This is a genomic window from Stenotrophomonas sp. 107298_Sma (genome assembly GCF_056480345.1).
The window spans coordinates 1,084,327-1,098,187 of sequence record NZ_CM151094.1; the positions used below are offsets into that span (position 1 = coordinate 1,084,327).

A 13,861-nucleotide genomic window follows, 5' to 3' on the forward strand; every position below is an offset into this window, starting at 1 on the left:
CACCATGTCGCTGCGATCGAAGGCCAAGCGCTGGACCTATCTGGTGCATCGCTGGCTCGGCATCGGCGGATGCCTGCTGATGCTGCTGTGGTTTTTCAGCGGCATGGTGATGCTGTTCATCGGCTACCCGAAGCTGACGCCGGGGGAGCGCTTGGCAGCCTTGCCCGTGCTGGGGGACGCCCGCGACCTGCAGGGGCTGTCGGTACTGCCTGCCGCGGTGCAGGCCGAGCCGGAGGCCGTGGCCCTGACCACGTTGCGAGGCGCGCCGGCGTATGTGGTGCGCACGGGAAGCAACGTTGGGGCGTGGTCAGCCGTCACTGGCCAGGCGCTGCTGCCGGTGTCGGCACAGCGTGCCGAAGCATCAGCTGCACAGTTCGCCGGCGGCCAGGCGTTCGTGGGCGCGATGCGGGTGGACGAGGACCGCTGGACGCATTCGCGTGCACTGGACGTACATCGGCCGCTGTACCGGGTGGAAGTGGGAGGTACACAGCCGGGAGACCTGTACGTGTCCTCGCACACCGGCGAAGTGGTACTGGATGCACCACGGGTGCAGCAGCGCTGGAACTACGTGGGCGCGTGGCTGCACTGGTTGTACTTCCTGCGCATGCAGTCGGTGGACCCGGTGTGGACGTGGGTGGTGATCGTGTTGTCCGCGCTGTGCACGGTGGCGGCGGTCAGCGGCATCGTGGTGGGTGTGTGGCGCTGGCGTTTCCGTGGGCACTACCGCTCGGGTGCGAAGACACCGTATGTCGAGCCGTGGATGCGCTGGCACCATCTGATCGGATTGGTGGCTGCGGCCTTCGTGTTTACCTGGATCTTCAGTGGGCTGATGTCGATGAATCCGTTGGGGATTTTCAATAGCACACGCGAGGCGATCGACAGTGGACGCTATCGCGGTGCTGCGGTGGTGGTGGATGGCGCATTGGGTGCCCCAGCGGCGCTGCTGGCGGTGGCCGACACTACGCGGTTCAAGCCGGTGGAGATCCAGTGGCGGCGCATCGGTGGTGAACTGTTTGCGGTGCTGCTGGATGGACAAGGCGATACCCGCATCGTGTCCCAGGTTGAAGGGCAGTTGCAGGTTGCGCGCGTGTTGCCCGCAGAGTGGCTGCGGCAGAAGGCAGGGGCGATGTCCGACGTGCCGATGCAGGGTTTCGCAGTCCAGCAAGCGCCGGATGCGTACTTCTATCCGCGTGCACCGGAGGCCATGAATGGTGCGGCGGTGCGCCGCTTTCCGGTGGCAGTGGCGGACTTCGGCGATGCCGAGGCGACGCGCGTCTATCTCGATCTGGCCACCGGCGATCCGTTGCTGACGATGGGGCATCGGGAACGGGTGGGGCGCTGGCTGTTCTACTTCCTGCACAGCTGGGATCTGCCAGCGATGCTGCGTCAGGAAGGTGCGAGGCTGGCTGTGTTGCTGCTGCTGAGCGCTGCTGGCACGGCGTTGTGCGGGACGGCCACGGTGATCGGCTACCGCCGGTTGCGGATGAAGGTGCGGCGGCGCTGATGCTGCCAGTCACACCCGCAGCCAGCGCGTCGACATGGCGACCATCAGCAGCGCCACGGCGACGCCGATGAACGCAGCGATCAGGCCGAAGTGGTTGGCAGCAAAGCCGATCAGTGCCGGGCCAGCAAGGATGCCGGCAAAACCCAGCGTGGACACGGCAGTAATCGCCAGCGCACCCGGCATGCGGGTCTGGTGCCCAGCCAGCGAGAACAGGGCCGGGGCGATGTTGGCGCAGCCGAGGCCGACCAGCACATAGCCCACCAACGACGCCTGCCACGGCGTGACCAGGGTCAACACCAGCACGCCCGCGGCGGCGAGCAGGGCGCCAAACACGATCGCGCGCTCACGGCCCACACGCGCTACCAGCGCATCGCCGAACAGGCGTGCGACGGTCATGGTCAGAGTGAAGGTCACATAGCCGATACCGGCAATGCTGGCATCGACGCGGCGCACATCGCTGAGGAAGACCGCACTCCAGTCCAGCATCGCGCCTTCGCCAAGGAAGGCGACGAAGGCGAGTACGCCGATGAACAGCACGATGCCGTGCGGAATGGCGAGCATCGGTGTGTCGTGCGGCATGCGCTCGCTATGCCAGTACGCCGCCGACAGCAGCATCACCAGCAGCATGGCGCCGACACCGATCAGCACCGATGCCAGTGGCGGCAACTGTGCGGAGAGCAGCACGGTCATCGTTGCCGCGCCGAGGAAGCCGCCGATGCTGAAGAACGCGTGGAAGCCGGACATCATCACCCGCCGCGCTTCGCGCTCGACGATGACGGCCTGCACGTTCATCGTGCAGTCCATCGCGCCGACAGCTGCGCCGAACACGAACAGCACCATTCCCAGCGCCCAGGCCGAACCGGCGAGTGCCAGGCCGGGTACCGTCAGGCAGATCAGCAGGCTGCTGGCCACCATCACCCGGCGGCAGCCCAGGCGTGCGGCCAGCACGCCGGACAACGGCATGGCCAGCAGCGAACCGGCACCGAGGCAGAGCAGCACCAGGCCCAGCGTAGCGTCGTTGATGTCGGTGCGCGCCTTGGCGAACGGCACCAGGGTGGCCCACAACGCGGTGGCGAAACCGGGAATGAAGAATGCAGCGCGGGTCGCGTGCTGTTCGGCACGTGGGCGGTTGGCGAGGGACATGAGCGGTACGGTCAGGGCGGGGTGGGGTGTACCGCGATACCGGCGGCGCGGAAGCGCGCGGCCAGTGCGGGCGGTGCCGAGGTGGTCAACACCAGATCGTCGATCTCGTCGAGGCTGGCGATCTGCCAGTTGCCCCGGGCACCGAGTTTTTCGGTGGTGGAGGCGACGATGACGCGGCTGCTGCAGGCCACCATCGCGCGCTTCAGTGTGGCTTCTTCCGCATCCATCGCCCACACGCCGGTGTCGCCATCCACCGCGCATGGGCCGGGCAGGTACACGTCGGCGCGCAGGCGCTGCACCTGGGCCAGTGCTTCGGCACCGACCGCGCCGCCGCCGCGGGCGAGGCGGCCGCCGATCAGCTGTACCGAGGTGCCCTCGTGCAGGCTGGCGGCGGTGGCGATCTGCGGGGCGTTGGTGATCACCGTCAGACCGAGGGCGGCTGGCAGCTGCTGGGCGATGGCCAGATTGGTCGAGCCTGCATCGAGCAGCACTACCTGGCCGGGCTGCAGCAGGGCACAGACGCGGGCGGCCAGTTCGGCCTTGTCGCCACGGTCGCGGGTCAGGCGCTCGCGCAGCGGGCGCTCCTTGGGCGGCGGCAGCACGGCGCCACCGTAGACGCGTTGGCACAGCCCCTGGGCAGCCAGCTCGCGCAGGTCGCGGCGGATCGAATCCTCGGAAACCGCATAACGGCGCGCCAGTTCAGCGGCCACCACACGGCCCTGTTGGCGCAGTTCGTCGAGGATCAGCTGGGTCCGCTGGGCGGGAAGGGGGCTGGGATCGGAACTCATGCTGGGAGTGTGCATGTTCGTGCATTAACGTGCAACAACGTGTGATCCGGGATAGGTGGACGCACGCCGGCTGGACTGCCGGTGAACCCGCCCACGTCCGGGTCTATGGATCACCTTCGTGGCCCGGCATCATGACGGGGCCACCGGCATGGAATCCCCGATGTCCCCCACCGTTCACCGCAAGCTGCGCATCGGCGCGGACCAGTACACCGGCCAGAAAGTGGTCGACCAGCAGTTCCACGAATGCGACTTTTCCGGCGCGGACCTCACCGCCACCGAATTCATCAACTGCAGTTTCTACGATGCCGACAGCCGCGCCGGCTGCCGCTTCAATGGTGCCACGCTGAAGGAAGCCAGTTTCCGCAGCTGTGACATCAGCATGTGCCATTTCAGTTTCATCAAGGCGTTGGGGCTGGAGATCAGCGAGTGCCGCGCACAGGGTGCGGATTTCAGCAACGCCAGCTTCATGAACCAGATAACCACGCGCAGCTGGTTCTGCAGCGCCTTCATCAAGAAGTCGAACCTGCGCTACGCCAATTTCTCGCGGGTGACTCTGGAGAAGTGCGAACTGTGGGAGAACCGCTGGGACGGCGCCAACGTGAACGGTGCCAGCTTCGCAGGATCGGACCTGTCCGGCGGCCAGTTCGAGGGTATCGACTGGAACAGTGCCAACTTCACCGACTGCGACCTGACCAACTCCGAGCTGGGCGAGCTGGACCTGCGCAGCACCAACCTGCGTGGCGCCACGCTGGACGTGCAGCAGGTGGCGCTGTTGATGCAGCGCATCGGTATCACCGTGGTGCCGTAGGCTTCATCCGGCGTACGCCACCCAGCCCTTGAAGCTGAAGCCGGCATAGAACAGCTCCACGTCGTCGAAGCCGGCCTCCTGCAGCAGCGCGACTTCCTGCTCGGGCGCCAGCAGCGGCAGCCGCTCGGCAATCGCTTCGATCGCGCGCTGCGCATCGGCGTGGGCAACCCCCGAGGCTTCCGCGAACGCCGCGTAGCGCTGCAACCAGCGCAGCTTGCCGACCGGATCCTGCGGCACGCTGTGGTGGGCGACAACCAGAGGGGCACCCTGGCGAAGTCGCTTGTGTAGCTCGCGCAACGTATGCAGGCGTTGCGTGGCGTCGAGGAAGTGCAGGGTCAGCAGGCAGCTGGCACCATCGAAGCGCACGTCCGGGGCATCGTCGATGTAGCCTTCCAGCAGCTCAACGCGTGCGTTCAACGGGCCCAGTGTCTGCTCGGCCAGGGCCAGCATCGGCGCAGCCGGGTCCACGCCCAGCAACTGCCAGCCCGGCTGCGCCACGGCAAAGGCCTTCAGCTCCAGCCCCCCACCCGCACCCAGCACCAGCACGCGGCCCTCCGTCGGGACGCGTTCGGCCAGCAGCAGGCGGCTCATCTGCTGCAACGCGAGGAAGCCCGGCACCTGGCGCTGCGGCGCTTCGGCATAGCGGGCCACCGCCTGCGGGTCGGAGAACGTGGACATGCGCGGATTCCTGCGGAGGGGACATACCACTGTAGCGCGCCGTGCAAGTGCCTTTGCGGCTGGACGCTCCCGCCTGCGCTGGCCGGTTCGCAACCAGCTCAGCGCAGTTCCCGCGTCAGCACCTGCCAGATCCGCGGGTCCTGGCACTGCGAGACGTTGAAACGTACATAGTCGGCCGCGCGCTGCGACTGGCTGAAGGCATTGCCCGGGGCCAGCACGATGCCTGCGCGCAGGCATCGCCGGGCCAGTGCGGCGGCATCGCGACCGTCTGGCAGCTGGCACCACAGGAACAGGCCGGCTTCCGGCTGCAGCCACGGCGTGATGCCCAGAGTCTGCAGTTTCCGCTGCGTTTGCCGGCGCGCATCGGCCAGCCGCGAACGCACCGACTGCATGTGGCGGCGGTAGCCGCTGTCGGTCAGCGCGATGTGCATCAATTGTGCCGCGAGGTGTCCACCGCCGAAACTGGTGGCCAGCTTCAGGTCGGTCAGCGCTTCGATCCAGTCATGGCGTGCGGCGATGTAGCCGCATCGCGACGCTGCCGACAGTGTTTTGGAGAAGCTGCCGACGTGGATCACCCGTGACAGCCCATCGAGTGCGGCCAGCCGTGGCGCGGGGCTCAGCTCGAAGTCGGCGAAGATGTCGTCTTCGACGATGATCAGCTCGCTGCGTTCGGCCAAGCCAAGCAGACGATGGGCGGTGCTGGCCGACAATACGGCGCCGGTCGGGTTGTGCAGCCCCGAGTTGGTGATGTACAGCCGCGGCGAATTCGCCTGCAATGCGTGTGCGAATGCTTCAAGGTCCGGGCCGGTGGCAGTGTAGGGCACGCCGATCGCCTGCACCTGGTGTGCCTTCAGCAACGCGTGGTAGTTGAAGTAGCTGGGGTCATCGACCAGCACACAGTCGCCGGGTTTGAGCAGGAAACGGCAGATCAGCTCGACCGCATGGGTGCCCGATTCGGTCAGCAGGATCTGTTCCATGGGCGCATCGATGCCCACGGCAGCCGAACGCCGCTGCAGCAGCTGGCGCAGCGCGGGCAGGCCGAGCGGGCCGGCGTAGTCGACCAGCTGTGACGCATCGGCGCGTGCCAGCCGGCGCAGGCCACGACGCATGCCGTCGTGGTACAGCCAATCGCTGGGCATCCAGCCACAGCCCGGTTTGAGATGGCCGGCCGGTGTTTCCAGCGATTGCCGCGACACCCACAGCGGGTCCACCGCGCGATCCAGCCGGGGCTCCATTTCGGCAAGGGCGAGTGGTGCAGCAGGCCCGCTGACGTAGAAGCCCGAGCCTGCGCGTGCGCTGATCACACCCTCGGCCGCCAGGCGCTCATAGGCCTCGACCACGGTGGAGACGGAAACCCCCATGGCGCTGGCCTGTGCACGGACCGAGGGCAGGCGCGAGCCGGGTCCATCGATGCGCGCGCTGATGCGGGTGCGCACCGCCTGGATGACGGATTCGATGCGGGTGAGGGGGCGTGGCATGGCGGACTGTAGTGGAAGTGTGGGCAGTACAGTTACTTGCGACTGTACTGGATTGTAGCTGGGGCCGCGCCGTCTCGGGTGCTTCCATGGAGATCCCGCCGGGTGCTGCCCGGCACGACAGGAGTACAGGCGTGGAACGGTCGGCGAGTGGTTGGATCAATGGCTTCATCGGCGTGGTGATTTTCGCGGGCTCGTTGCCGGCAACCCGTCTGGCAGTGCTGGAGCTGGACGCCGGATTCGTCACCGCTGCGCGTGCCACCATCGCCGCCGTGCTTGGCGTCAGCCTGTTGCTGCTGCTGCGCCAGCCGCGTCCGCAGCGCACCGATCTGGCGGGCCTGGCCGTGGTCAGTTTCGGCGTGGTGGTCGGCTTTCCACTGCTGACCGCACTGGCCCTTCGCCACGCTTCATCGGCACACACCATCGTGTTCCTCGGCCTGCTGCCGCTGAGTACTGCTGTGTTCGGTGTACTGCGCGGTGGCGATCGGCCGCGTCCCGCATTCTGGTTGTTCTCGCTGCTGGGCAGTGCCTGCGTGGTCGGCTATGCGGTACGCAACGGCATCGAGACCTCGCTTCAGGCTGACCTGCTGATGCTGGCGGCAATCGTGGTGTGTGGGCTCGGCTATGCCGAAGGTGGTCGGCTTGCCCGTCACCTTGGCGGTTGGCAGGTGATCAGTTGGGCGCTGCTGCTGGCACTGCCGGTGATGCTGCCGTTGGCGGTGCTGATGCGCCCGGCCTCGTTCGCGGCAGTCGGTGCTTCGGCGTGGTGGGCACTGGGCTACGTGGCGGTGTTCAGCATGCTGATCGGTTTCCTGTTCTGGTATCGCGGGCTGGCCCAGGGCGGGATTGCCGCGGTTGGCCAACTGCAGCTGCTGCAACCGTTCTTCGGGCTGGCTCTGGCTGCGCTGCTGCTGCACGAATCGGTCAGCCTCAGCATGGTGCTGGTGACCGTGGTCGCGGTGATCTGCGTGGCAGGCGCGCGCCGCTTCAGCCGCTGAGCGAAAAAGGGGACGGAGGGGATTAAGTCGCAACTGGCCACACTGTGCCAGAAACGCCTTAATCCTCTCCGTCCCCTTTTCGACGATAGCGTGCGCGTATCGTGGAGGGCGGCGAACGGTATTGGCTGCGGCCCGCGTGTTTGGTTGAAGCTGTGCGGATGAAGCCGATCTCGCGTATTTCCTTCGAAGGCCAGGTGGGCCTGGTGACCGGCGCCGCCGGTGGACTGGGCCTGGCCTACAGTCGCCTGCTGGCCGAGCGTGGCGCGCATGTGGTGATGCATGACGTCGGTGCCGGCACCGATGGCCGTGGTACCGATCCGCTGCGCATCCAGCACAGTGCCGAAGCGTTGCAGGCGCGGGGGCTATCGGTGCAGGCCGTCAGTGATCCCATCGACCATCGCGCGGGTTGCCACGGGCTGGTGCAGGATCTGCTGCAGCAGCACGGCCGTATCGATTTCCTGATCCACAACGCCGGCTGGGTCGAGTACCAGACGCTGGAAGCGATCGAGGACGAGGCGCTGGAGGAGATGCTGTGCCTGGCCGCGAAGACGCCGCTGTGGCTGGCGCAGACGGCGTGGCCGGCGATGCGCGCGGCGGGCGGTGGGCGCATCGTCATCACCACGTCCGATCGCGCGCTGTATCCGCAGTACGCACAGCGCGGGCTGTCCGCTTACGCGATGGGCAAGCTGGCCGCGCTTGGCCTGGTCAATGTGCTGGCACTGGAAGGCGCCGAGCACGGTATCGTGGCCAACGCCGTTTCGCCGGTGGCGAAGACCCGCATGTGGGGCGTCGACGGCGAGCCCGACGAGCTGCATCCGGACGCGGTCGCACAGGGCGTGGCCTATCTGGCGTCCACGCGCTGCCAGGACGGCGGATGGGTGCTGCGCGCAAGCAATGGCCAGTTCCACGCACTGCGCCTGCAGGAGGCCGAGCATGTGGCGTATCCGCGGGATCTGCGCGCGGTCAGTGCCGACAGCATCGAGTCGGTGGCCCTGCAGTGGCCGGCCATCGCCCGCGCCAGCGTCGACGTGCGCGGCTGAAGGCGTACTCTAGGCGGGTTCCCACTGCCTGCATCGAGATGATCGACCTGCGCCTGCTTCGCCAGTTCGTGGCCGTGGCCGAAGAGCTGCACTTCCACCGCGCCGCGGCCCGCCTGCACATGTCGCAGCCACCGCTGACGGCGGCGATCCGGCGGCTGGAAGACGAACTGGGCAGTGAACTGATCGTGCGCGGCAATCGTACCCTGGGCCTGACCACGGCCGGGCAGACCTTGCTGGTTGAGGCGCGGGCAACGCTGCAGCAGGCCGAGCAGGCATTGCAGCGCACGCGCGAAGCCGCCGCCGGGCAGTCTGGCAGCCTGCGCGTGGGCCATGTGGGTAGTGCGCTGTATGGCCGCCTGCCAGGCCTGATCCGCCGCTTCCGCCAGCAGTACCCGCAGGTGCAGCTGCATCTGCAGGAAGCGACCTCGCGCCAGCAGCAGCTGTGGCTGCGTGAGCAGCGCATCGATGTCGGCGTGCTGATTCCACCGATTCCCGCGGCCGAGCTGGTACTTCACGACTTCGACCACGACCGCCTCGCGATTGCGCTGCCGCGTGCACATGCGCTGGCCGACGCACCAGAGGTCAGTGTGGCGATGCTCGCCGATGAGCTGTTCGTTTCATGGCCGGCGGGCGAGGGCATCGGCTTTCATGCGCAGGTGCTGGGCCTGTGCACCGCGGCAGGATTCACCCCGCGCGTGGTGCAGGAAGCGCATGGCATGCACGCGGTGCTGTCGCTGGTGGCGGTTGACGCCGGCGTGGCGATCGTGCCGGCCAGCATGGCCAGTTTCCGTTCGCAGGAAATCGTCTATCGGCTGTTGGCCGATGAAGCAGCGCGCTTCGCGCTGCAGTTCTGCACGCGGCCGGAAGCACCGTCGCCGGTGCTGCGCAATTTCCTGGATGCCGCGGCCGCGCGCTGATCCGGTGGATCAGCTGGTCCTGAGCGCTGCGGAGCAGATGCGCAACGGCATCGTCGATTACACCTGCAGGCGTGCGCCAGGCCAACGCGCCGGGACCTGACCGCCGCCTGCGCTGTGCTGTTGCACCTGCTGCTGCGGCGGCCCGCGCTGGTCGCCATCAGAACCGATAGCTGATGGTGCCGCTCACCACGCGCGGGTAGCCGGCGAAGCAGTCGCCAAAGGTGCGGCACGGCGCGTAGTAGCGCTTGCCGGTGAGGTTGGTGATGTTCAACGCCATCGTCCAGTCGGTCACCTGCACTTCCATCAATGCATCGGCCAGCGTGTAGCTCGGAGTGATGATGCGCCCTCCATTGCCCAGCGACACCGTATTGCCCACATGGCGCACGCCCAGGCCCAGCCGCAGGCGTGCGGCATCATCCAGCTGGAAACCCTTCGACACCCAGGCCGAGGCCAGGTCCTGCGGGGTGTCGTTGAGGCGCTGGCCCACTTCCAATGCGAAATTGCTGCGGCTGACCTCAGCCTCGTTGCGCGCAACGGCGGCGGTAACCGTCAGGTCGTTGGAAAACTGGAACTGGCCTTCCAGCTCCACGCCCTTGGAGCGGATCTGGCCGGTCTGCACCACATTCAACACATTGTCCGGATCGTTGGTCTGGCGATTCGTTTCGGTGATGCGGTACGCCGCCAGCGTCAGCAGCAGGTTGCGCGCGGGTTGCCACTTGATGCCGGCCTCGGACTGGCGGCCGCGCATCGGCTTGAAGGCGCTGCCGAACAGATCCTGCCCCGACACTGGCAGGAACGATTCGCTGTAGCTCAGGTAGGGCGAAACGCCCGCACCCAGTTCGCCGATCAGCCCGGCGCGATAGGTGGTGGCGTTGTCGGTCTGGCTGGGCTGGCCTTCCGTCTTCGAGCGGGCATGGTCGCGGCGCGCGCCCAGCACCAGCGAGACACGGTCGGCCCAACGGATCTGGTCCTGCACATAGACACCCAGCTGGGTGGAGGTCTGGTCCGGCTGACGATCCCAGCCACGCACGATCGGTGCTACCGATACCGGGGTGTAGATGTCGATCGGCGTGCCGGTGGCGTCCAGCCGCTGCAGCTGCTCCTTGTACTGGCTGTAGTCCACGCCGGCCAGCAGCAGATGCTGGAAGGCACCGGTGGCGAAGTCGAACTGCAGTGCATTGTCGGCGCTGAAGATCTGCACGTCGGGGCGGGTGCCGTAGGCGGTGCGGTTGACCACGCGCCGCTCGGCGTCGATGAAGGGGTTGGTCGGATTGCTGTAGCTGTCCACGTACATCTGCTGCAGGGTGGTCCTGCCATCGATGTAACGCACTGCCGAGCGCAGGCTGAGCATGTCGTTGAAGCTGTGGTCGAACAGCGCGGTCAGGCTGTACACACGCGAGTCGATGCGGTCGAAGCCGGGATCGCCGATGAAGGTGGACGGGTCGAGGCGGCGTCCGGGCGGGGCCAGCAGGGTCGCGGCCAGCGGCAGGAACTGCTGGCTGGAGCCGGTCTTGTCATGCTGGTAGCTGGCCAGCAGGGTCAAGGTGCTGCGTTCGCCGCGCCAGCTGATCGACGGTGCCAGGTAGACGCGGTCATCCTTCAATACATCGGTCTGCATGTTCGATTCGCGCACCAGCCCGACGAAGCGGCCGGCAAGCGTGCCGGCATCGTTCAATGCGCCGCTGATGTCACCCTGCAGCTGCCTGCGGTCGAAACTGCCGAGCTGCACGCCGACCTCGCCGTTGAGGGCGCCGAAGGTCGGGCGCTTGCTCATCGCATTGATGATGCCGCCTGTGGCGCCGGCACCGTACAGCACCGAAGACGGGCCGCGCAGCACTTCCACCCGTTCCAGGCCGTAGATCTCCGGGCGGGCGAGGGGACTGAAACCGTAGCTGCGGCGCAGGCCATCCTGGTACTGCACCGGGTCCAGCCCGCGCACCGAGGTGGCGTCGTTGCGGGTATCCAGGCCCCAGGCATCGGCGGTGACGCCGGCGCTGTAGCGCAGCACTTCCTGCAGGTTGTGTGCGCCGCGATCGGTGAACAGCTGCTGGGTGACCACGCTGATTGCCTGCGGCGTCTCGGTCAGGGCGGTGTCGGTCTTGGTCGCGGTGCTGGCCCGCTCGGCCACCACCGTTACCTTGTCCAGGGTGCGCGCCGCCGGGTTGTCCTGGGCCTGGGCGAGGGCCGAGGCCAGCAGGGTGGGCAGGGCGAGCGTGTACAGCAGCGGACGCGACGGCAGGGCGGGCATCGGGAATGATCCGGGAAGGGCGGTGACGGCGGATTATCCGGATGCTCGTCCTCAAATACAAATGATTCCCAAATGCACTTGCCGGTGATGAGCCCGCTTCAGGGCAGGCCGTCTGCGGCGCCGCGGATGCTCATCCAGGCGCCGCCGTCGGGGGCGCTGCCGGCGCGGACACGGAAGCCGTGCAGACCGGCAATGGCGGCCACGATCGACAGCCCCAGGCCAAAGCCGGGCCCTTGCCCGGCACTGCTGCTGCCGCGGAAGAAGCGCTGGTAGATCAAGGTGCGGTCCTGCGGCGGGATGCCCGGCCCGTTGTCGATCACATCGATCCGGGGCGCGCCGTGGTCCTCCACCGCGCGCAGCAGGATGCGCCCGTGCGCAGGCGTGAACTGCAGGGCGTTGGACAGCAGGTTGGCCACCGCTTCGAACAGCAGTTCGCGATCACCGCGCAGCATCCCGATCTGCGGCGCCACCTGCAGCTGCAGATCCTGTTGCTTCTCTTCGGCCAACGGCAGGTAGAACTGGTGCAGCTCCTGCAGCAGGTCGGCGATGTCGACCTCGTCGAAGGCCGAACGGCGCTGGTGGCTTTCCAGCTCGGACACGCGCAGCAAGGCGGCGAAGCGCGCCATCAGCATGTCGGTCTCCGCCAGCGCCTTGTCCAGCGGGTCCGCATGCGGGTCGTGTTCGTCCAGGCCCACGCGCATGCGGTAGAGGTGTGCACGCAGGCGCGTGAGCGGTGTACGCAGGTCATGCGCGATGCTGTCGCACACGCCTTTGACCTCGGTCATCAGCTGTTCGATGCGTTCCAGCATCGCGTTGACGATGCTCGACAGCCGGTCGATTTCATCGCGGCGGTTGGACACCGGCAGGCGCTGGCCGAGGTCGCCGGCAATGATGCGGTTGGTGGCCGCTTCGATCTGTTGGATCCGCTTCAATGGGCGCCGGCGCAGCAGATGCCAGCCCACAAGCCCGGGGATGACAGTCAGTGACACGCCCCACAGCAGTGCATCGAGGATGATGCTGTTGACCGCCATCAGCTTGCCGTTCTGGCGCACGAACACCAGTGTCCGGCCATCCCGGGTCACCACGCCGAGCGCGCTGCCACCGCTCTCGTGGCGGCCATCGACCAGCGTCCAACCCGCTACCTGATGCGAGTTGCCATCCAGCGGCAGTCCTTCGGGGATGGCCGTCAGCGGGCCCGCCATCGCCACGCCGGCCTTGTCGAACAGCCCGTACGTATACACCTGGTGCAGGTCGAAGCGCTGGCTGTCGCGCAGCGCGTCATCCAGCGCCGGCCCGTCGAAGCTCATGAACAGATGGGCGCGCTGCTGCAGGCCCGATTCGGTCAGGTCGTTCAGGTAGTCCGAGATGCGCCAGTACATCACCCCCAGCAGCAGGCTGGACAAGGCCACGAACAGGATGCAGTACAGGCCCAGCAGGCGGCTGCTGGATGAGCGCCAATGGTCAGGATTGCGCGTCGAAGACATAGCCGGTTCCACGTACGGTCAGGATCGGCTGCGGCCGGCCGGGTTGTTCGATGCGTTTGCGCACGCGGCCGATATGCACGTCGATCAGGTTGGTGCCCGGATCGAAGTGGTAGCCCCAGACTTCCTGGAACAACATGGTGCGGGTGACCACCTGGCCGGCGTTGCGCACCAGGAATTCGAGCAGCTTGAACTCGGTCGGCAGCAGCGCGATTTCATGCCCGCCGCGTCGCGCCGAACGGGTCATCAGGTCCAGTTCCAGGTCACCGGCGCGCAGTACGTTGTCGATGGCGCCAGTCGGGCCCTGGCGCCGGATCAGCACTTCCACGCGTGCAGCCATCTCATCGGAGGCGAAGGGCTTGGTCAGGTAGTCGTCGCCACCGGCGCGCAGGCCACGCACGCGTTCATCCACGTCCGACAGCGCGCTGATCATCAGCACCGGCGTGGTGATGCCTTCACGGCGCAGCGTGGTGACCAGGGCCAGCCCGTCGATGCCGGGCAGCATGCGGTCCAGGGTGATCACCGCGTAGTCGCCTGCACGTGCCAGCGCCAGGCCACGGCCGCCGTCGCTGGCCAGGTCCACGTCGAAGCCGTGGCTGCGCAGTTCAGTGGCGATTTCCTCTGCGGTGACAAGATCGTCCTCGATGGTGAGTACGCGCGGCATGGGCCAGTGTGCAGAGTGGGACAGGGGCATCCTCGCAATCGTGGGCAGCGACTGCAAATGAAAAATGTTTCATGCGTGATTTAGCAGGATCGTGCCGCCGCGTCTTCTATATTCGGC

Annotated in this window: 12 protein-coding genes; 5 read left to right on the forward strand and 7 right to left on the reverse strand. The window is 67.0% G+C overall.

Annotated features, from left to right (window positions below):
• Positions 1-4: 4 nt before the first annotated feature.
• Positions 5-1,504, forward strand: a complete 1,500-nt coding sequence (locus tag ACZK2G_RS05165; RefSeq protein WP_478474849.1) for a PepSY domain-containing protein — start codon at positions 5-7, stop codon at positions 1,502-1,504.
• A 9-nt stretch (positions 1,505-1,513) separates the two neighbouring features.
• Here the strand turns inward: ACZK2G_RS05165 and ACZK2G_RS05170 are convergent, their stop codons facing one another.
• Both ACZK2G_RS05170 and ACZK2G_RS05175 read right to left on the reverse strand, forming a co-directional pair.
• Positions 1,514-2,647, reverse strand: a complete 1,134-nt coding sequence (locus ACZK2G_RS05170) for an MFS transporter (RefSeq protein ID WP_308517387.1) — start codon at positions 2,645-2,647, stop codon at positions 1,514-1,516.
• A gap of 11 nt (positions 2,648-2,658) precedes the next feature.
• Complete coding sequence (locus ACZK2G_RS05175; RefSeq protein ID WP_478474850.1) at positions 2,659-3,435, reverse strand: DeoR/GlpR family DNA-binding transcription regulator; 777 nt, start codon at positions 3,433-3,435, stop codon at positions 2,659-2,661.
• 160 nt (positions 3,436-3,595) lie between these two features.
• Here ACZK2G_RS05175 and smqnr point away from each other — a divergent pair, with 160 nt between their 5' ends.
• Positions 3,596-4,243 carry a SmQnr family pentapeptide repeat protein gene (gene smqnr / locus ACZK2G_RS05180; protein ID WP_136638911.1) on the forward strand — a complete coding sequence of 216 codons (648 nt, stop codon included), beginning with the start codon at positions 3,596-3,598 and terminating at the stop codon, positions 4,241-4,243.
• Positions 4,244-4,246: 3 nt separating this feature from the next.
• On the opposite strand, the gene ACZK2G_RS05185 is transcribed toward smqnr, so the two are convergent.
• Entirely contained in the window at positions 4,247-4,921 is a 675-nt protein-coding gene (locus tag ACZK2G_RS05185) for a class I SAM-dependent methyltransferase (RefSeq protein WP_046982761.1), read from the reverse strand.
• A 98-nt stretch (positions 4,922-5,019) separates the two neighbouring features.
• Entirely contained in the window at positions 5,020-6,399 is a 1,380-nt protein-coding gene (locus ACZK2G_RS05190; RefSeq protein WP_295382351.1) for an aminotransferase-like domain-containing protein, read from the reverse strand.
• A 131-nt stretch (positions 6,400-6,530) separates the two neighbouring features.
• Between ACZK2G_RS05190 and ACZK2G_RS05195 the strand changes: the two genes are divergently transcribed.
• The 3 genes from ACZK2G_RS05195 to ACZK2G_RS05205 all read left to right on the forward strand — a co-directional run bounded on the left by ACZK2G_RS05195 (position 6,531) and on the right by ACZK2G_RS05205 (position 9,351).
• Complete coding sequence (locus tag ACZK2G_RS05195) at positions 6,531-7,394, forward strand: DMT family transporter (protein WP_478474852.1); 864 nt, start codon at positions 6,531-6,533, stop codon at positions 7,392-7,394.
• 158 nt (positions 7,395-7,552) lie between these two features.
• On the forward strand, positions 7,553-8,434 hold the full coding sequence (locus ACZK2G_RS05200) for an SDR family NAD(P)-dependent oxidoreductase (protein WP_478474853.1): 882 nt from the start codon (positions 7,553-7,555) through the stop codon (positions 8,432-8,434).
• A gap of 38 nt (positions 8,435-8,472) precedes the next feature.
• Entirely contained in the window at positions 8,473-9,351 is an 879-nt protein-coding gene (locus tag ACZK2G_RS05205; protein WP_253078959.1) for a LysR family transcriptional regulator, read from the forward strand.
• A 157-nt stretch (positions 9,352-9,508) separates the two neighbouring features.
• On the opposite strand, the gene ACZK2G_RS05210 is transcribed toward ACZK2G_RS05205, so the two are convergent.
• From ACZK2G_RS05210 to ACZK2G_RS05220, 3 genes are all read right to left on the reverse strand, one after another.
• Positions 9,509-11,599, reverse strand: a complete 2,091-nt coding sequence (locus ACZK2G_RS05210; RefSeq protein WP_478474854.1) for a TonB-dependent siderophore receptor — start codon at positions 11,597-11,599, stop codon at positions 9,509-9,511.
• Positions 11,600-11,697: 98 nt separating this feature from the next.
• On the reverse strand, positions 11,698-13,083 hold the full coding sequence (locus tag ACZK2G_RS05215; protein WP_478474855.1) for a sensor histidine kinase: 1,386 nt from the start codon (positions 13,081-13,083) through the stop codon (positions 11,698-11,700).
• Positions 13,061-13,744, reverse strand: a complete 684-nt coding sequence (locus tag ACZK2G_RS05220; RefSeq protein WP_046982754.1) for a response regulator transcription factor — start codon at positions 13,742-13,744, stop codon at positions 13,061-13,063. Before ACZK2G_RS05220 ends, ACZK2G_RS05215 begins: the two co-directional genes overlap by 23 nt.
• Positions 13,745-13,861: the final 117 nt, after the last annotated feature.